Genomic DNA, 18,108 nt, shown 5'->3' with positions numbered 1-18,108 from the left:
TTAAATACAGCTTTGTTGAGTTAGATTTCTTTTGATCCGAAAATTATCTTAGAAAAAATACACTAAACTCACCCACAAGCTGACCAAAATAGGTCCTAGAAGTCCAATGATAATTCCACCATACCTAAAGTCTGCCTGATCTATTTTACCAGTACTGTAGGCAATTGCGTTTGGAGGTGTTGAAACGGGTAATAGTAAAGCACATGAAGCACTCAATGCGATGACCAACGGAATTATTTTTGGTGATTCTTCAGGAAGCATTAGAGTAAATGAAATTGCAAGCGGTACCATAATTGTTGTGGTCGCTGTATTACTCATGATATTTGAAAAAATTACACTTAGTATAGCAAACATCAAGGCTAGTAGATAAAAATTAAAGTCTTGAACATCTATGAAACTGATAAAATAATCAGTTAAACCTTGTTGTTGCACTGCAAGTCCAAGAGCAAGTCCGCCAGCAACAAGCATTAAAGTATCCCATGGGAGTTTTCGCATATCGTCCGCGTCCAAAATTCCAAACATAGTAAACCCAACTATAGGTATTCCAGATACAGCTGAAACAGGGATTCCAGTCCACTGTGAGGTCAACCAAAATAATAAACTTGTAAGGATGATAATCAAGGTTACACGAATTTGAGTTTTGGAAATACTTTCATCCATTTCCTGTTTGGTTTTTTGTAAAAAGCTCAAATCCAAAGATGTTCTCTTAATCTGATATTTTTTGAGTAGTGCACCCCAGAATATAAATATGAGGATTATTGCTACGGGAATGCCAATGAGCATCCATTCTAAAAAACTAATGCGAATACCAATTCCTTCAAGTGCTCCAACGGCAATGGCGTTTGGCGCAGAACCAATAATGGTTCCCATTCCACCAATAGCGGCAGCGGTAGGAATTCCAATCAGAAGCGCTTTGGTAAGTGTTGCCTCTTTACCAAGGCTATTGGTGATGGGCGCAATACTGGCAATCATCATGGCCGTTGTCGCCGTATTACTCATTAACATGGATAAGAAAGCGGTAATTAACATCAAGCCCAGAAGTATAAATTTTGATTTTTCGCCGAGTTTACCTACAATGATTTTAAGCAGAGTTTGGTCCAACGCTGTTTTTTTCATAGCTTCAGCTATGAAAAAGCCTCCCAGGAACAACCAGATGACAGAATCTGACCAGGTTTGTAAATACTGGGTCACATTTTCGGTTTCCAAATTACTCATGGAAAACACCAGATAGCCAATAATGAGAATCCCAACTGCAAAAGGCGGAATAGCTTCAGTGACCCATAAGCCAATAGCGAAAAGTAAAATAAATAAAACGGAAGTTTGACCTTCAGTAAAGCTTTGGTCTTTGAGCAGGTAAGTTAATCCTAAAGCTATGAGAAAACTTAATACAAATTGAAGGGAACGACTTTGCCATCTGAATTTTTCAGATATTTTCTGATTTATCTTACCAATGATTTTTTTTGAGTAGCGTCTAGAATCCTGGTACATAACCTTAAATTGAATCGCTAATTTAAAGGATTAGCAGCATTCAAAATATGATAAATGTTATCTTTTGCTTACTATTTAAATCAAAAATAAATAAGCTTTAATCTGTAGTTTTGGATTTTCTTTACGAAAAATTGAAAAGTAGATTGTTAAATTTGATCTTTATTTAGAAATTAGAAAAAATACATTATGAAAGTAGTAGAAGAGGTAAAAAATCATATGACTGTAGAAGATGTAAAATCATCTCAACAAGCCATAGATTTAGAAGATCAACATGGAGCTCATAATTATCACCCACTACCTGCAGTTCTTACAAGAGGAGAAGGTGTATTTGTATGGGATGTAGAAGAAAAGAGATATTACGATTTTCTTTCAGCCTACTCAGCGGTAAATCAAGGACATAGTCATCCTAGAATTATTGATGCTTTATATGAACAGTCCAAAAAAATATCGCTAACTTCCAGAGCATTCCATAACAACGTTTTAGGAGTTTATGAAAAATATGCTACTGAATATTTTAAGTTCGACAAGCTTTTACCAATGAATAGTGGTGCGGAAGCCGTAGAAACTGCAATTAAAATTTGCAGAAAATGGGCTTACGAAAATAAAGGTATTCATGAGAAAGAAGCTCAAATCATTGTTTTTGAAAATAATTTCCACGGAAGGACTACAACTATTATTTCTTTTAGTAACGATGAAGGAGCGAGAAAGAATTTTGGACCTTATACACCAGGATTCATCAAAGTACCTTATAACGATGCTGAAGCTTTAGAAAAAGTTCTAAAGGAAAATAAAAATATTGCAGGAGCACTTATTGAACCAATTCAAGGTGAAGCTGGTGTGTTTACACCTTCAGATGATTTTATTCCAAAAGTAAAATCATTATGTAATGAGCATAATGTTTTATTTATGGCAGATGAAATCCAAACAGGTATCGCCAGAACAGGCGCATTGCTTGCAGTTTGTGGTAAATGTGATTGCCAGGGACATTGTGAACGTCAAGAAACGTATTCTCGACCAGATGTATTGATTCTTGGTAAAGCGCTTTCTGGAGGAGCATATCCAGTATCTGCAGTTTTAGCAGACGACCACATCATGAATGTGATTCAACCAGGGCAACACGGTTCTACTTTTGGAGGAAATCCAGTAGCTGCCGCTGTAGCGATGGAAGCTTTAGAAGTTATCAAAGATGAAAAGCTTGCTCAAAACGCCAGACGTCTTGGAGATCTATTCAGAAGTGAATTGAATAAATTCATCGAAAATCACAACATCGTGAAACTCGTAAGAGGTAGAGGATTGCTGAATGCTATCGTCATTAACGATTCCGAAGACAGTTCAACCGCTTGGGATATTTGTGTTGCTTTAAAGGAAAATGGTCTTTTAGCAAAACCAACCCATGGGAACATCATTCGTTTTGCACCGCCTTTGGTCATTACCGAAGAGCAGTTGATGGATTGTGTAAACATCATTACTAAGACGCTAGAGAAATTTGAAAAATAAATCTTTAGAAAGTTTGTAAATATAAGCCCTGATCAGTGTATCAGGGCTTTTTTTTTGCAGAAAAGTTTATTACCCATCTTAACAATTAACTTTTTTTATTCTGAATTTGATACTGCTAGTTTAATGTTCTAAGACATCAAGTTTAATAGTTTTAGGTTTGTTTCAAATTCTGTCTGTTGAATGTAAATAATTAATAGAGGTCTTTTTTTAAAAAGTGGAATACGGCTGAAGTTCGGATTTTTAAAACTTACGGTTTTCCCACACCAAAAGTACGGTCGAACCGTAATTGTTTTATACCCTAAAGCTTTAGTATTGCTTTGTCAATAATTTATAAAGTGATTCTACACACACACACACACACACCGCCGAGAAACCTGCTTTTAAAGCATTTAATGCTGGTATATGACTTTCCTTAGTTATTATTTTTCGAACGATTTTTAAAAAAAATAATAACTAACACATATTTGAATGAAAACAATACCTATAAAACTACTATTGCTTTTTTCACTTTTAACTGTAATTTTCAGCTGTGAAAAAGATGATACAGTAATTAATCAGAGAAGTTATCTTAAAACCGTGGGCTTGACTGATGCTAAAAGCTTTGTAAGACAGAGCCTGGAAAAGAAAAATTCATCTTCAGGGGATACTTTCATTACCTCAATTTCTGACGAAATTAATTATGAAGATCTTACCAATACCGACGAGGAATTGGCCGTTATACCTATTAAAACCATTTATAAACATTTGTATAGTAGGATTACATTGCTAGAAATTGATGGTGAAGTCCGTAGCGTTGTTGTAAGCTTAAATCCTTTCGAAAATGCTACGCCCAGCAGCTTCTCAGGAGAACTATTAATTACCGATACAGAAGGCAAATTTTTAAAAGGTTTTAAAATAGAAAATAATCTCTATGTGGCAGAGTATGTAAATGCTTATAAAGCAAGCAATATAGATGCAAATAAAAATCATTCCATAACAAAATCGACTGTTGACTGTGATACCTGTCCATATTCTGAATGTAGTTATTGCGATTTAGGTTCAGTTGATTTAGGCATAATTGAAAGAACACCACCACCTTCTCTTTATGTATCAATTTCACACATGTATCCCACAGGTGGTGGCGTTGCTGAAACTTCATCAAATGAGTGGGATTTAGGTGGAAGTGGTCCTGGTTATACCGACAATACCCCTGAGCCCGAAGCTGAAAAACCTTGTCCTGGTGATCCTGTTAAAAATCCTGAAATTGTTTCTTCAGGGGCATCAGGAAAAAAAGGAGGAACTTTTGGATGTACAAGACAAGGGGATACAGATTGCTCCCCGCCTTTTGATAAAGAACACGATGGTATGGACATAAAAGCTGAACTAGATACAAATGTATATGCTATGTATTCAGGAAAAATAAGCAATATAAGAGATTCTTTTAGTCCAGGTCAGTATCAAATAGATTCATACGGTAATTATGTTATTATTACTTTTCAGATAAATGGTAATACATATTTTGCGAAATACAATCATTTAAATACTGTTTCAGTAGTTCAAGGGCAAAGCGTTGTTGCTGGGGATATAATTGGTACCGCTGGTAATACTGGTAATGCTGCTTCAGCTGGTGTAACACCTCATATACATTTACAGGTGTTTAATTCTTCTTGGCAGAGTATAAACCCTTCTGATTTTTTAAACACAAAATACGATAATAATCATAATCCAATTTCAAATTGTAATTAATCATGAAAAAGCTATTTTTAATACTAACCATTTTAGAATTCTCATTTATTGTTAGTTGTGAAGCCCAAAATAACAATATTGATAGTAGTCAAGCCACTATCAATGGCACTAATGTATTTAAAACTCCAGTTAGTTCTTTGTTGAATGTATTTGGAGAACCAGTTTCTAAAGAAAACTTCTTTTTTGAGATGGAAAATACAATGGGGAAAATTTATTATTACGATAAACTTTCCTTTTATGTAAAAGATGATAAAGTCGAAAGCTTCGTAATAGAAGGTGGTCAATATGATTTTACGTCAGATGACATTAATATAAATGATAAAATTGATTCATTAGAAAATATCTATCCAAAAAGTTATTCTAATAGAAAAAATTATGAAATAATAATACAATTTTCTGATGTGGATTACTTTATATCTATACATTATTCTAAAGAAAATGTCATTAAAAAAATAGAGTTATATTCTTATTGAGCTATTGATACGTTTTAAAAAGGTCTTATCATTGGGATAAGACCTTTTTTTATTGACTATATAATGCCCAAAAAAGGTGAGACTATCAGTTAAATTGAAATTTTTTTAACTTTAAATAATGGAAAAAATGCGAAAATCACGTAAATCTTATAACTGTGAATAATAATTTTAAATTAATAATATGAAACTGATATATTTTTTATTAATAACAACTGCTTCAATCTATGCTCAACCAAATGTAAACGTTTTGAGTGAGGATGAATTTGAATCTATACAAATCAACGGACATAGTATAAGTCAAATAAGATCTACCAATGGTAATGAAGCGTATATTATTAATTTATTTGGAACCCCTGCGGATAAAAAAATAACTAGTAAACCAGAAAAGTCATATGGATATTATTATAATGGCTTTAGCCTTAATTTTTCATCTTATATTTCAGAAACTAGTGAGCCTATTCTAGGTAGCTTTGAGATTGTAAATTCCAATTTCGAGCTTTCTGTAAAAGGTGTCAACTTTTCTGTAGGAGATAATATCTCTGTTTTATCGCCATTAAATCTAGAAAAAAATACTGCTGGAAATTATTCTTCTAGAATAGAAACGTTTTTAATAGCACCATGTGAGAGTTGTACTCATTATTTATACATCAGATATGATATTAATTCTCAAGAAATTCTAAAAATAGGATATATTGAAAGAACTTAAATTGTAAAATCAATTATTTAACGTAAACATTTATAATACGTTGTTTATTTAATTTCTATTTGATTAAAACCTCTGCTGATTTCAAAATCGGTCAGAGGTTTTTTAAATTTTTTAAAAGACCATATCAATATTGACGGTATAGAACTTTACAAAATTTTAAAACCACTTTTCAGTAGTGATTATAAGGTAAAGTCAAAAACATTGGACAGTAGTGGGAAAGTGCAAACTGAAGACTGCGAATAATTTAAAAATTAAAAACATGAAGAAATTAATAATAATATTTGGAATATTTTCTATGTCTATAATGAGCTGTAAAGCTCAAATTATTCCGATAGAAGAGCATAGGGAATATAAAGAAAATGAAACTGAAATACCTGACGGTGCATACTTAAAAGATGTCAATGATATTTTGCCTAAGTTTATAGGAACTTGGGTAGGTTCATACGATTCTAAAACTTATGAGTTTAAAATGGAGATGCTTACTAAGAGTTTTTAAGGTTTTAAAAAAGACGAACTTTTAATGTGGTATAAGATTACTGATAGTAATGGTAATTTAATTGAAAGCACACTTTCATTACCAAATGATAGTCCTTTTGTTATGAAAAATGGTTATGTAGCAGAAACAGGTAGTTATGTATTTTTATATATAAACAAAAAAGTAGCTTGTGGTCTAAATGGTTGGGTTTTTATGAACTCTTATTTTGATACAAATAATAAGGCAAGATTATTCCTATCTGTTGAAGGTGAGATATACCCAGAGTGTGAGTCGGGTCCTGCAGAACAAATATTGCCAAGAGATTGGATGGAGCTAACTAAGCAATAAATGAAGTTTTAATTTTACTGATAACCGAATTGGCTTAAGCTTTTTCGGTTATTTTTAAAAGTTAAATTTTTGATTTTTAAAATATTTTAAATGACATTATTCCTTCAGCGAAATCTTATCACCCCCAGACGTTACATTAAGCTAACTTAAAACAGAAAGCTGATTATCTAATTTCATTAAGCCACTTCGTGACAAAATCAGAAGAAAAATATTTTTTATTTATTCAAGAATATTCTAAAAAATAAATCACCCAAATTTATTGTTGTCTGCCATCGATTTGTTCACGTCTTCTCATGCGCTGTCTTTCCTTTTTGCGTCTTTCCTGCTCTTCGAGAAATAGATCTCTTTCATTGTCATCTTCAAAAAGGTATTGATCAGTATCATGCATATCTATTCTATACGAAACACCGATGCCAGCTCTCCATCGCTCTGGAGAATCTTTAAAATTAACTAAGCCAGAAACATCCACCTGCAAATTTTCATTCACAAGAAAGGCAACACCACCTCTCACAATCTCATCACTGTAGTAGTCGCTTATATAGGTTTGGAATTCAGCAAAAATTCCAGTTCTGGCATAAATGGAATGCGTGAGTGTAAAAATTCCTGCGTAAGTGGGAAAGTCTGTTGTAGGTTTATCGACAATGAAGTTGGACACCAGCACCCATTTGCCACCGCCGAAATTATTTTGTGTGATAATGGCAGCTTTAGGAGAGACATTGGGTTCGCCAGAAAACTTGAATGGATTCTCGCCAAATAGTAAGTTGACTCCGGCATACACTGAAACGGCAGGAATTAAATCACTCCATTGGGGACGGTTATTTTTCTTCCAGCTGTAGAGGTTAGGGCCATCTTTTTCTCTTTTGATAAATGGGTCGTAAATCAGATACTTGGCACCTAGTGTATTTGAACGAAAATTGCTAAAATTACTTGTAGTTTGACTTCCACCTCTCAATAAGGTTTCTTCTGAGTTGACAAAGGTTCCGTCTAGAATCAGTTCTAGTTGTTCCATAAACAAACCGTATCTCACCTGGTACTGGTAATCGACTTGCGAGCGGTCTGGAATAAGTGAAAACACGTGATTGTCTTCTCCGTAAGCCAGTCCGGTTTCAAACTGCAAAACATTCGTGCCTACGCTGTAAGCTCCAAAAGATTCGCCAGGTCTGTTGGAATTGATCATATCTGTGTACTGGGCTTGTATAGTGTAGCTTGCTAATAAAAACAAGCCAATAAGTCTGAGTTTCATAACTAAGGTTTGAGATTCAAATATAAATTAAAATCCGATTTTTTTAGCCTGAATACTGCTTTGCTATAAAGTATTGGTATTTTTGAAAATTAAATTGTTTTTATGGTATTTCTCAAGACATTATTAATTATTCTTTTAGTTTACTTCGCCGTCAAATTGTTGGCAAGATATCTTGGTCCTTTGTTGCTGAAGTATATTTTTAAAAAGGTCCAAAAGAATATGGAAAATCAATTCAATCCTCACCAACCTGAAACAAAGAAAGATACCAGAAAATCTAAGAAAACCTTCAACAGAAAATCCAAGGATGGTAAAGTTGGGGAGTATATAGATTATGAAGAAATTGAGTAACTTTCACTTTTTTCAAATTAAAATTCACCAATGAAGTCCATATTTATTAAGTCCTGGAAGCATGTTGTCGTCTTGTTCCTATTCATCGTTGCCTCACTGGCCTTTTTCTACCCTGTATTAAAAGGGAAAACAATATTCCAAAGCGATATTGTTCAATATACAGGAATGGCCAAAGCTCAAAATGATTTTAGAGCTAGTGAGGGTGAGGAGCCTTATTGGACCAATTCTGCTTTTGGAGGAATGCCAACCTATCAACTCGGAGCGAATTACCCTTATAATTTTATCAAAGAAATAGACCGTCAGCTTAGATTCCTGCCGAGGCCCGCCGACTATTTGTTCTTATATTTTATCGGGATGTATATTTTGTTTTTATGCTTTAAAGTCGATTACAAATTAGCCTTTCTTGGCGCTTTGGCTTTTGGATTTTCCACTTACCTGATTATCATTCTTGGCGTTGGCCATAACGCCAAAGCGCATGCGATTGCGTATTTTCCGATTGTAGTTTCTGGAATGGTACTGGTTTATAGACAGAAACTATTTTGGGGGAATGTCTTGTTCTGTGTCGGTCTTGCTTTTGAACTGATGGCCAATCACTTCCAGATGACCTACTATCTCATGTTGCTCTGTGTTGTAATTGTGATTGTCAACGCAGTTCATGCTTACCAGCAAAAAACCTTAAAGCCATTTTTGAAAGCGTCTCTAAGCTTTTTACCAGCAATTATTTTAGCGGTTTTACTTAATATTACAAACCTTCTCGCTACCCAGGAATACGCTGACTATAGCACCAGAGGTGATACCGGACTTACCATCGAATCTAACGGAACAGAAAAGGTAAAATCTGGTTTGGATTACGATTACATCACCGAGTATTCTTACGGTATTTTAGAAACCTTCAACTTGTTTATCCCAAGATTTATGGGAGGTTCCAGCAGTGAATCGCTTGGTAAGGATTCTGAAGTCTATGGCGAACTCATCCAAATGGGAGCCTCACCAGCTCAAGCCTTAGATTTCAGTAAAAACCTACCCACCTATTGGGGCGATCAAACCTTTATTGGTGCTCCTGCATATATTGGTGCAAGCGTTATTTTTCTTTTCGTCTTCGCTTTATTTCTCACAAAAGGTAAGAAAAAGTGGTGGTTGGTTGCGGGTTCAATTTTGGCTTTACTACTTTCCTGGGGTGATAATTTTTCGCTTCTGACTAAGTTTTTTGTTGACTTTATTCCTTTCTACGATAAGTTTAGAGCGGTGTCGTCCATCCAGGTCATTATCGAATTTTGCCTTCCAATTCTGGCTATACTAGGACTTTCAAAACTTGTAAGTGATAAAATTACAAATCAGAAGAAACTGAAAGCATTAAAAAAATCGACTATTGTTTTAGGAGGATTAAGTGTTTTATTTTTGCTTCTCAAATCTGTTCTTTTTGATTTTAGCGGTTCGAGTGATTCCGTATTCTTAGAAAATTACGGAGCTAAATTTGTTCGAGCGCTTAAGGAAGACCGAAAAGCCATGTTCAATGCAGATACCATTCGATCCTTGGTGTTTGTGCTGCTCATAGCAGGGGCTATTTATTTATACTTGAAAGAAAAGCTCAAAAAGCCTTTGTTTCTTGGACTTATTGGGATTTTCATCTTGGTTGATTTGATTGGAGTGAATACTCGCTACGTGAACGAAGATGATTTTGTAGCGGCTTCTGTGATGGAACGCCCTTTTCAAGCCACTCAGGCTGATCTTGAAATTCAAAAAGATAAATCCCATTTCAGAGTTTATGATTTAACCTCCAATCCACTTAACTCCGCAAGAGCCTCTTATTTCCACAATTCTATTGGAGGTTACCATGCCGCAAAGCCAGGAAGAATTCAGGAGTTATTCGACTTTTATATATACGAAGGCAAGCAAAGCATATTGAATATGCTCAATGTGAAGTACTTCATCTTTGATAATGAAGGCCAACCCACTCCTCAGGAAAACCCTGACCATCTGGGCAATGTCTGGTTTGTGAATGAATTGATCACTGTCGATAATGCCAATGAAGCGATTTTAGCACTGGATACGATTAATCCAAATACAACAGCGATTGTTGAAAACAATCAATTTGACTATTCAGACAAAACCTATGATGTCAGTTTTTCAGACCAAATTGAATTAACTTCTTACAAGGAAAATGAATTAATATACACTTATGATTCTGAAAATGAAAGCCTTGCTTTATTTTCTGAGCTTTATTACCCTGAAGGCTGGAAGATCAATATTGACGGAAAAGAGGCCACTCATTTTAGAGCTAATTATGTCTTAAGAGCAATGGAACTACCCGCAGGTAATCATCAAGTAAAATTTTCATTTGAGCCAGAAGTTGTGAGTTATGGTGGCAAAATAACTTTAGCTAGTTTTATAATATTAATATTAATCATCCTAGGAGGATTGCGTTATACCATAAAGCGAAAGCAAATTTAGAAGATGAAAAAGGTTTTAATTATTACTTACTACTGGCCACCTGCCGGAGGTCCTGGAGTGCAGCGCTGGCTGAAATTTTCTAAATATCTGCCAAAGTTTGGTATTCAGCCTGTCGTTTACAAACCTCAAAATCCAAGTTACCCTATTATCGATTCTTCTCTGGATGCAAGTCCCGAAGTGAAAGTGATCGAAAAAGCCATTTTTGAACCTTATGCACTTGCAGAAGTTTTGTCGAAATCAGATTCAAAAACCATTAGCAGTGGCATCATCAAATCCAAGAAAAAACAATCCTGGAAAGAGCGATTGATGCTTTATGTAAGAGGTAATTTTTTTATTCCAGACGCCAGAGTGCTTTGGGTAAAACCTTCAGTCTCATTTTTGAAAGAGTATATTCAAAATCAGGAGATCGAAACTATCATCACTACAGGTCCGCCACATAGCCTGCATATTATTGGTTTGAGATTGAAGGAGATTCATCCAGAGCTCCAATGGATTGCAGACTTTAGGGATCCCTGGACGACGATTGGTTACCATTCCGCTTTAAAACTTACAGAAAAGTCTAAGCAAAAACATCTCGGTTTAGAAAGCGACGTACTAAATTCCGCAGATCAATTGATTACTACAAGTTTCCAGACTAAGGCTGAGTTTGAGCAAAAAACCAAAACGCCTATTGAAGTCATCACCAATGGCTTTGAGGAAATGTCGGTAGATGCAGAATTAAGCGAGAACTTTACAATCTCACATATTGGCTCGTTACTCAATGAAAGAAATCCGAAGGTACTTTGGGAAGTTTTGGCTGAATTGATAGATGAAAGCCTCGTTTTTAAGGATTTTTTCGAACTCAAACTTATTGGTAAAATCAGTGAAAGCGTTCTTCATTCTGCCTATGAATTTGGTTTAAAGAATTTTATAAGTGTCGTGGGGTATTTGAATCACAAAGACGCTGTGGAAAGCCAGAAAAGTTCTCAAATGCTCCTTCTTATTGAAATTGATAAACCCGAGACCAGAGGCATTATTCCAGGTAAAATATTTGAGTATTTAGCTTCCAGGCGACCTATTTTAGCCATTGGTCCAGAAGGGTGGGATGTGGCACAAATCATTTCAGAAACCAGTTCTGGAGAATGTTTTACCTACAGTGAGAAAGCTCCTTTAAAGTCTTACATTGAAAAGTCTTTCAAGGCTTATTTAAATGGAAAATTAAAAGCCAACACTAAACATATAGAACAATTTAGTCGTAAAAATTTGACCAAAAAATTAGCGCAACTTATCGAATAATTCAATGGGAATCGTCGCCAAGCAATCTTTAAACAATCTTATTTCCACCTATGTGGGATTTGGAATTGGCGCGCTTAATGTTTTGATTTTATATCCCAAATTCCTGACTGCAGAATATTATGGATTAGTCGCTTTTCTGTTGTCCGCGGGGAATTTATTCTGGCCATTTATGGCGCTGGGGGTCCATAATACCATCGTAAAATTTTACACCAGTTTCACTAGCAAACTCGATACAGACAAGCTCCTTAATTTCGCCTTGCTTCTCCCACTATTACTAGGTTTGTTCATCGGAATCCTTGGTTATATCTTCTATGATTCTCTTTTAAGTTATTTTGAAGGGGAAAACGACTTGGTACAACCTTATGTTTGGGGAATTTTCGTCATCGCAATGACTACCGCCTATTTCGAAGTCTTTTTTGCATGGGCAAAAGTTCACTACAAAAGCGTTTTTGGAACTCTTATGCGGGAAGTTTTTCACAGACTTGCTATAACTCTCTTATTACTTATGCTCTATGCTGAATTTATTAGTGTTCACTTATTCATTTATCTTTTAATTGGTGTTTTTGTATTAAGAACAGTGGTGATGCTGGGTTATGCGATAAAATTATATAGACCGCGATTTAGTTTTCAACTCCCGCCAAGACTGAAGGATTTACTGAATTATTCTCTGCTTATCTTTATTGCAGGAACGGTAGCAGTGGCCTTGTTTGATTTGGACAAGGTGATGATAGAGTATTTTATGCCGATAGAAAATGTTTCTATTTATGGCATTGCCATTTACATTGCAACAGTCATTGCCGTACCCTCTAAAGCTATGCATCAAATCACCAATCCTATTACGGCTAAATATCTCAATTTTGGAGAAAACGATTTGTTGAAAGATCTTTATGTAAGGAGTTCTAATACATTATTTGTGATCAGTGGTTTTGTGTTTACGCTCATAATTACCAACGTCAACCAACTTTATGAAATTATTCCAGAGGAATACAGGGTAGGAGTGAGTATTGTATTTTTGATCAGTCTGGTAAAACTGACGGATAATATTTTGGGAAATAACAACAGTATTATTTTCAATTCCAAATATTACAAAACTGTACTTATTGCCGGAGTCGTTCTTGTAGGAGTTGCCTTCCTGCTTAACCTTTGGTTAATTCCCATTTATGGAATTTATGGCGCCGCCTACGCCACGTTTATCTCATTTCTGACTTACAATATCTTCAAGCTTTTGTTTGTAAGACTCACTTTCGGAATTCATCCCTTCAATGTAAAAAGTTTGTATATATTTTCAGTAATTACTGCTTTAACGATGGGCTTTTATTTTTGGGAGTTTTCGACTGATTTACCACTTCTTAATATCACTCTGAAATCAATATTGATCAGCGGTCTGTATTTTATCATTAGTTTGAAAGGAGACTTGTCTAAAGACTTGACAAAGCTTTACTTTAAAGTTATTAAAAACAAAACTCTTTAGTATCTATAACTGATGAGTTCACAACTAACCAATCAAAACTGTTTTGAAACAAAACGAATGATACTATATACATGGAGTCGGTAGAAAGTTTTTATCCTTAAACTATTATACCTTAGTTTTTAAATACTGCCCAGTAAAAGAAGTTTTGACTTTAGCTACTTCTTCAGGAGTACCTTCAGCTATGAGCTGTCCGCCATTAATTCCTCCGCCAGGACCTAAATCGATGACATGATCGGCACATTTGATCAAGTCGATGTTGTGTTCAATCACGATTACGCTATGACCATTCTCAATTAAAGCTTCAAAGGATTTCAATAATTTACTGATGTCGTGAAAGTGAAGTCCGGTTGTGGGTTCATCAAAAATGAACAAAGTTTTATCAGCGTTTTTTCCTTTGGTTAAAAAAGAAGCTAACTTGATACGTTGCGCTTCACCACCAGATAGGGTAGAAGAGCTTTGACCTAAAGTAACATAACCAAGACCAACGCTTTGTAAGGCTTCAAGTTTATTAGAGATCTTGGTTTCGTTGTGGGAAGAAAAGAACTCCATCGCATCATCTATTGTCATGGATAAGATGTTGTCGATGTTTTTGCCTTCAAATTCAACATCCAAAACTTGCTGCTTAAAACGTTTACCTTTACAAGCTTCACATTCGAGGTGAACATCTGCCATAAACTGCATTTCGATAGTCACTTCACCCTCACCTTCGCATGTGTCGCATCGTCCCCCTTCCACATTGAAACTAAAATGCTTGGGCTTGAAATTTCTTATTTTAGAAAGCTTTTGTTTAGCAAATAGATTTCGAATATCATCGTAGGCTTTGATGTAGGTTACAGGATTGGACCTCGAAGACCTCCCAATTGGATTTTGATCCACATACTCAATATGCTTGATGTGCTTGAAGTTCCCTTCAATGCCATCAAATTGGCCAGCTTTGGTTCCATAGCCTCCATTATGCTTTATCATAGCCGGGTAGAGAATCTTTTTGACAAGAGTGCTTTTTCCACTACCTGAAACTCCTGTGATGGCTACGAAACTATCTAAAGGCACTTTTACAGAAACATTTTTTAAATTATTCTCGCGTGCACCTTTCAGTTCAATATAGGATTTGGATGTCCTTCTTTCTTTAGGAACTTCAATTTCCATCTTACCGTTCAGGTATTTTGAAGTTAGTGAGTTTGCCTTCAGGATTTGTTTATATGTCCCTTCAGCTACAAGATCTCCACCATGAGTTCCTGCTTCTGGACCAATATCGATAATGTAATCTGCAGCTTTCATGATGTCTTCATCATGTTCTACTACAATTACTGTGTTTCCTAAATCACGAAGATCTTTCAAAACTTCAATCAGCCTTTCGTTATCTTTAGAATGCAAACCAATAGAAGGTTCGTCTAAAATATACATTGAACCCACAAGGCTACTGCCCAGTGATGTTGCCAAATTGATTCGCTGTGATTCTCCGCCCGAGAGAGAATTGGATTTTCTATTTAAAGTAAGGTAAGTTAAACCGACATCCATCAAGAATTTAAGTCTACTATTGACTTCCTTCAATAATCGTTTTCCGATTTTTTCATCGTGTTCATTCAGCTTTAATTTTTGAAAAAATGAGCTAACTTCATCAATCGGTAAATCCACAAGCTGAGTGATATCAATGTCATTGATTTTCACATAGGTGGCTTCTTTTTTCAATCTGCGACCTTTGCATTCCGGACATCTTGTTCTCCCACGATATCTGGATAATAAAACTCTATTCTGAATTTTATAAGCTTTTGATTTTACAGCTTCAAAAAATTCATTAACTCCGGTGACATATTGATTTCCGTTCCAGATGACATTTTTTTCGTCATCGGTTAGTTCGAAATAAGGTTTGTGTACAGGGAAATCAAACTTGTGCGCATTTTTTACAAATTCTTTCTTGTACCAACCTAAGGTGTCGCCGCTCCAGGGAGCAATGGCTCCCTCATAAACACTCAATCCGGTATTGGGAATAACCAAAGCTTCATCAATGTCGATAATATCTCCATAACCTTCACACTTTGGGCAAGCTCCTAACGGATTGTTGAAACTGAATAGATGCACATTTGGCTCGGTAAATAAAATACCGTCCAATTCGAATTTATTGTTGAAATTGGTAATTTTATTTGTGGCTACTTCTTCAATATTGAGCTCTCCTTTCCCTTCAAAAAATGCATTCTGAATAGAATCCGCTAATCGGTTGTAGAAGTCTTCATCATCTTTTACGACTATCCTGTCTACAACAATTGAAAGTTGACTTTTCTTAGGAATCTTTCGCTCCTGAGCTTCACTTATTTTTAAAACTTCATCATCAACCTTGATTCTACTAAATCCTTGTTGCTGAAGAATTTTAATTTTTTCTTCAATAGTACGCTTGTTTTCTAAGGTTATAGGAGCGAGGAGAAGCAGTTTTTTGTTTTCTTCCTGTGATTTTATGAAATCTACAACATCGGTTACCGTATGCTTTTTTATTTCTTTTCCTGAAATTGGAGAAATAGTTTTTCCAATTCTTGCATAGAGCAATTTCAGATAGTCATAAATCTCTGTTGATGTTCCTACTGTTGACCTTGGGTTTGTAGAATTCACCTTTTGTTCGATCGCTATAGCAGGAGCAATTCCTTTGATGTAATCTACCTTAGGCTTGTCTAGACGGCCCAAAAATTGCCTTGCGTAGGCTGAAAGGCTTTCGACATAACGTCTTTGACCTTCAGCATATAGCGTATCAAAGGCTAAACTCGATTTTCCTGAACCAGAAAGTCCAGTAATGACTACGAGTTTATTTCTTGGAATGACAACATCAATATTTTTTAAATTATGAAGTTTTGCACCCTTTATTATAATATATTCTTTAGGGTCAATTTTATCTAAATCTGTGTGTTTCATATATTGTAGGAATACCACAAATATAAAGATTTGTCCCCCCAATTAAGCCTTATACACTGACTCATAATATGTTAAAATTATTAACGGTATGAGGTGTGTAAACATATATTTATATATTAGCCAAATAAAAAGAAGCCTATACAACACTTTTACTTAAACTAAATTAATAACAAGAGCCGATTTTTGAAGTTGGTTTTACTTAAGTGAAAGATTTATGAATAGAACTTCGATCTCCTCAGAAGCTTATTTGGTCAAGCAATACATTTCAGGTGATGAAAACTCACTTTCCATTTTAATCAACAGACATCAACAAAAAATCTTCGGGTTTATATTTTCCAAAGTCTATGATAAAGATCTTGCGGAAGATATTTTCCAGGATACCTTCATAAAAGTTATAAGGACTCTAAAGCGTGGTAAGTACAACGAAGAGGGAAAATTTCTTCCTTGGGTTATGAGAATTGCTCACAACCTCGTTATTGATCATTTTAGAAAAAGCAATAGAATGCCAAAATTTGAGGGCAAAGGAGACTTTGATATCCTAGATTTTATGACAGATGGTGACATGAACGCTGAACGTAAAATTATCAAAGATCAAATAGATGTCGATTTACACGCTCTTATCAAAGAACTGCCCCAAGATCAACTTGAAGTCTTAGAAATGAGAATTTTCAAAGAGATGAGTTTTAAAGAAATAGCATTCAAAACTGATGTGAGCATCAATACTGCTTTGGGCAGAATGAGATACGCTCTTATTAATTTGAGGAAAATTATTGAAAAACATCAGGTAGTTTTAACAAACTAGCTTATGCAATAATTCTTTTTTAGTTGCGTTTTTGTTGTATATAAAATTAAAAAATATGGCAAAAATTTACTCTAAAGAAGTTTTAAATTCAACTTCAAAACCAATGAGACCCTCAGCAAAAACCATAAAGTCAATTTTGGATTTTTCTAAGGCAATGACTGTTGTACAGTATAGAAATTTACAGTTTGAAAATATTCAAAATTGATTGAGTGTTTTTCTTAAAATAAAAGGTTTTCTTATTTCGATTTGGAAGCCTTTTTTTTGTGGTAATTATGGATGACAGATTTACGACCAATCGTATTGGTAATAATATCCTTATTCAAATCCCAGCCCCTGGCTGGGGAATATTCTCTACCATACCAAATAATTTGTAAATGCAAGTCGTTCCAGACTTTTTCTGGAAAAAGTCGCTTGGCATCTTTTTCGGTTTGTTGCACATTTTTACCAGTACTCAAGTTCCAGCGGTACATTAACCTATGGATATGAGTGTCTACAGGAAATGTAGGGACACCGAATGCCTGAGCCAAGACCACTGAAGCCGTTTTGTGTCCAACCGCAGGAAATTCTTCCAAGGCTTCCATATCATTAGGAACTTTACCGTTATATTTTTCAATAAGAATTTTAGAAAGTCCGTGAATTCCTTTGGATTTCATCGGAGATAAACCTACTGGTTTAATGATTTCCCGAATTTCATCTGGACTCATTTTGACCATTTCCCAGGGAATGTCCGCTCTATCAAAAAGCAAAGGGGTGATTTGGTTGACTTTCACATCTGTACTTTGTGCTGAAAGCAATACTGCAATGAGCAAGGTGTATGGGTCTTTATGGTCCAAAGGAACCGGGATCGTGGGATATAATTCCTTTAACGTATTTATAACGAAATCTACTTTTTCAGATTTTTTCATTTC

The 18,108-nt window shown here is 35.1% G+C and carries 16 protein-coding genes; 12 read left to right on the top strand and 4 right to left on the bottom strand.

What is annotated here, in order from left to right; all coding sequences use genetic code 11:
* Window positions 1-48: 48 nt before the first annotated feature.
* On the bottom strand, window positions 49-1,488 hold the full coding sequence (locus LB449_RS10530; RefSeq protein WP_224455066.1) for an SLC13 family permease: 1,440 nt from the start codon (window positions 1,486-1,488) through the stop codon (window positions 49-51).
* 186 nt (window positions 1,489-1,674) lie between these two features.
* Here LB449_RS10530 and rocD point away from each other — a divergent pair, with 186 nt between their 5' ends.
* From rocD to LB449_RS10500, 6 genes are all read left to right on the top strand, one after another.
* On the top strand, window positions 1,675-2,985 hold the full coding sequence (rocD, locus tag LB449_RS10525) for an ornithine--oxo-acid transaminase (protein ID WP_394372313.1): 1,311 nt from the start codon (window positions 1,675-1,677) through the stop codon (window positions 2,983-2,985).
* Between the two features lie 468 nt (window positions 2,986-3,453).
* Window positions 3,454-4,710 carry a M23 family metallopeptidase gene (locus LB449_RS10520; protein ID WP_224455065.1) on the top strand — a complete coding sequence of 419 codons (1,257 nt, stop codon included), beginning with the start codon at window positions 3,454-3,456 and terminating at the stop codon, window positions 4,708-4,710.
* Between the two features lie 2 nt (window positions 4,711-4,712).
* Window positions 4,713-5,183 carry a hypothetical protein gene (locus LB449_RS10515; RefSeq protein WP_224455064.1) on the top strand — a complete coding sequence of 157 codons (471 nt, stop codon included), beginning with the start codon at window positions 4,713-4,715 and terminating at the stop codon, window positions 5,181-5,183.
* A gap of 181 nt (window positions 5,184-5,364) precedes the next feature.
* On the top strand, window positions 5,365-5,889 hold the full coding sequence (locus LB449_RS10510) for a hypothetical protein (RefSeq protein ID WP_224455063.1): 525 nt from the start codon (window positions 5,365-5,367) through the stop codon (window positions 5,887-5,889).
* A gap of 259 nt (window positions 5,890-6,148) precedes the next feature.
* On the top strand, window positions 6,149-6,385 hold the full coding sequence (locus LB449_RS10505) for a DUF6705 family protein (protein ID WP_224455062.1): 237 nt from the start codon (window positions 6,149-6,151) through the stop codon (window positions 6,383-6,385).
* A gap of 24 nt (window positions 6,386-6,409) precedes the next feature.
* Window positions 6,410-6,712, top strand: coding sequence for a hypothetical protein (locus LB449_RS10500; protein ID WP_224455061.1), 303 nt, complete (start codon window positions 6,410-6,412; stop codon window positions 6,710-6,712).
* A 256-nt stretch (window positions 6,713-6,968) separates the two neighbouring features.
* Here the strand turns inward: LB449_RS10500 and LB449_RS10495 are convergent, their stop codons facing one another.
* On the bottom strand, window positions 6,969-7,955 hold the full coding sequence (locus tag LB449_RS10495) for a transporter (protein WP_224455060.1): 987 nt from the start codon (window positions 7,953-7,955) through the stop codon (window positions 6,969-6,971).
* 102 nt (window positions 7,956-8,057) lie between these two features.
* Here LB449_RS10495 and LB449_RS10490 point away from each other — a divergent pair, with 102 nt between their 5' ends.
* Genes LB449_RS10490 through LB449_RS10475 form a run of 4 tightly spaced genes read left to right on the top strand, consistent with a single transcriptional unit; the run spans window position 8,058 to window position 13,500 of the window.
* Window positions 8,058-8,303: a DUF4834 family protein gene (locus LB449_RS10490; protein ID WP_224455059.1), complete on the top strand. Its 246-nt coding sequence runs from the start codon at window positions 8,058-8,060 to the stop codon at window positions 8,301-8,303.
* 30 nt (window positions 8,304-8,333) lie between these two features.
* On the top strand, window positions 8,334-10,754 hold the full coding sequence (locus tag LB449_RS10485) for a YfhO family protein (RefSeq protein WP_224455058.1): 2,421 nt from the start codon (window positions 8,334-8,336) through the stop codon (window positions 10,752-10,754).
* A gap of 3 nt (window positions 10,755-10,757) precedes the next feature.
* Window positions 10,758-12,029, top strand: coding sequence for a glycosyltransferase family protein (locus tag LB449_RS10480; protein ID WP_224455057.1), 1,272 nt, complete (start codon window positions 10,758-10,760; stop codon window positions 12,027-12,029).
* Between the two features lie 4 nt (window positions 12,030-12,033).
* A complete protein-coding gene (locus LB449_RS10475; RefSeq protein ID WP_224455056.1) occupies window positions 12,034-13,500 on the top strand; it encodes a polysaccharide biosynthesis C-terminal domain-containing protein in 1,467 nt (488 codons plus the stop codon).
* Window positions 13,501-13,605: 105 nt separating this feature from the next.
* On the opposite strand, the gene uvrA is transcribed toward LB449_RS10475, so the two are convergent.
* On the bottom strand, window positions 13,606-16,398 hold the full coding sequence (gene uvrA / locus LB449_RS10470; protein WP_224455055.1) for an excinuclease ABC subunit UvrA: 2,793 nt from the start codon (window positions 16,396-16,398) through the stop codon (window positions 13,606-13,608).
* A gap of 214 nt (window positions 16,399-16,612) precedes the next feature.
* Between uvrA and LB449_RS10465 the strand changes: the two genes are divergently transcribed.
* Window positions 16,613-17,200: an RNA polymerase sigma factor gene (locus tag LB449_RS10465; RefSeq protein WP_224455054.1), complete on the top strand. Its 588-nt coding sequence runs from the start codon at window positions 16,613-16,615 to the stop codon at window positions 17,198-17,200.
* Between the two features lie 55 nt (window positions 17,201-17,255).
* The gene (locus tag LB449_RS10460; protein WP_224455053.1) at window positions 17,256-17,405 is read left to right on the top strand and encodes a hypothetical protein; all 150 of its coding nucleotides are present in this window, start codon (window positions 17,256-17,258) and stop codon (window positions 17,403-17,405) included.
* Window positions 17,406-17,436: 31 nt separating this feature from the next.
* Here the strand turns inward: LB449_RS10460 and LB449_RS10455 are convergent, their stop codons facing one another.
* Entirely contained in the window at window positions 17,437-18,105 is a 669-nt protein-coding gene (locus LB449_RS10455) for an endonuclease III domain-containing protein (protein ID WP_224455052.1), read from the bottom strand.
* Window positions 18,106-18,108: the final 3 nt, after the last annotated feature.

Origin of the sequence: Psychroflexus lacisalsi (assembly GCF_020164495.1) — a bacterium.
GTDB lineage: Bacteria > Bacteroidota > Bacteroidia > Flavobacteriales > Flavobacteriaceae > Psychroflexus > Psychroflexus lacisalsi.
The sequence above is the reverse complement of the archived record's forward strand: the minus strand, read 5'-3'. Positions and strand labels throughout refer to the sequence as shown.

What these genes read in the sequence shown, in the direction of transcription:
- LB449_RS10530 (WP_224455066.1), bottom strand. Translation starts at nt 1,488, where the DNA reads ATGTACCAGGATTCTAGACGCTACTCAAAAAAAATCATTGGTAAGATA.
- LB449_RS10485 (WP_224455058.1), top strand. Translation starts at nt 8,334, where the DNA reads ATGAAGTCCATATTTATTAAGTCCTGGAAGCATGTTGTCGTCTTGTTC.
- LB449_RS10500 (WP_224455061.1), top strand. Translation starts at nt 6,410, where the DNA reads ATGTGGTATAAGATTACTGATAGTAATGGTAATTTAATTGAAAGCACA.
- LB449_RS10475 (WP_224455056.1), top strand. Translation starts at nt 12,034, where the DNA reads ATGGGAATCGTCGCCAAGCAATCTTTAAACAATCTTATTTCCACCTAT.
- LB449_RS10495 (WP_224455060.1), bottom strand. Translation starts at nt 7,955, where the DNA reads ATGAAACTCAGACTTATTGGCTTGTTTTTATTAGCAAGCTACACTATA.
- rocD (WP_394372313.1), top strand. Translation starts at nt 1,675, where the DNA reads ATGAAAGTAGTAGAAGAGGTAAAAAATCATATGACTGTAGAAGATGTA.
- uvrA (WP_224455055.1), bottom strand. Translation starts at nt 16,398, where the DNA reads ATGAAACACACAGATTTAGATAAAATTGACCCTAAAGAATATATTATA.
- LB449_RS10490 (WP_224455059.1), top strand. Translation starts at nt 8,058, where the DNA reads ATGGTATTTCTCAAGACATTATTAATTATTCTTTTAGTTTACTTCGCC.
- LB449_RS10460 (WP_224455053.1), top strand. Translation starts at nt 17,256, where the DNA reads ATGGCAAAAATTTACTCTAAAGAAGTTTTAAATTCAACTTCAAAACCA.
- LB449_RS10510 (WP_224455063.1), top strand. Translation starts at nt 5,365, where the DNA reads ATGAAACTGATATATTTTTTATTAATAACAACTGCTTCAATCTATGCT.
- LB449_RS10455 (WP_224455052.1), bottom strand. Translation starts at nt 18,105, where the DNA reads ATGAAAAAATCTGAAAAAGTAGATTTCGTTATAAATACGTTAAAGGAA.
- LB449_RS10480 (WP_224455057.1), top strand. Translation starts at nt 10,758, where the DNA reads ATGAAAAAGGTTTTAATTATTACTTACTACTGGCCACCTGCCGGAGGT.
- LB449_RS10505 (WP_224455062.1), top strand. Translation starts at nt 6,149, where the DNA reads ATGAAGAAATTAATAATAATATTTGGAATATTTTCTATGTCTATAATG.
- LB449_RS10465 (WP_224455054.1), top strand. Translation starts at nt 16,613, where the DNA reads ATGAATAGAACTTCGATCTCCTCAGAAGCTTATTTGGTCAAGCAATAC.
- LB449_RS10520 (WP_224455065.1), top strand. Translation starts at nt 3,454, where the DNA reads ATGAAAACAATACCTATAAAACTACTATTGCTTTTTTCACTTTTAACT.
- LB449_RS10515 (WP_224455064.1), top strand. Translation starts at nt 4,713, where the DNA reads ATGAAAAAGCTATTTTTAATACTAACCATTTTAGAATTCTCATTTATT.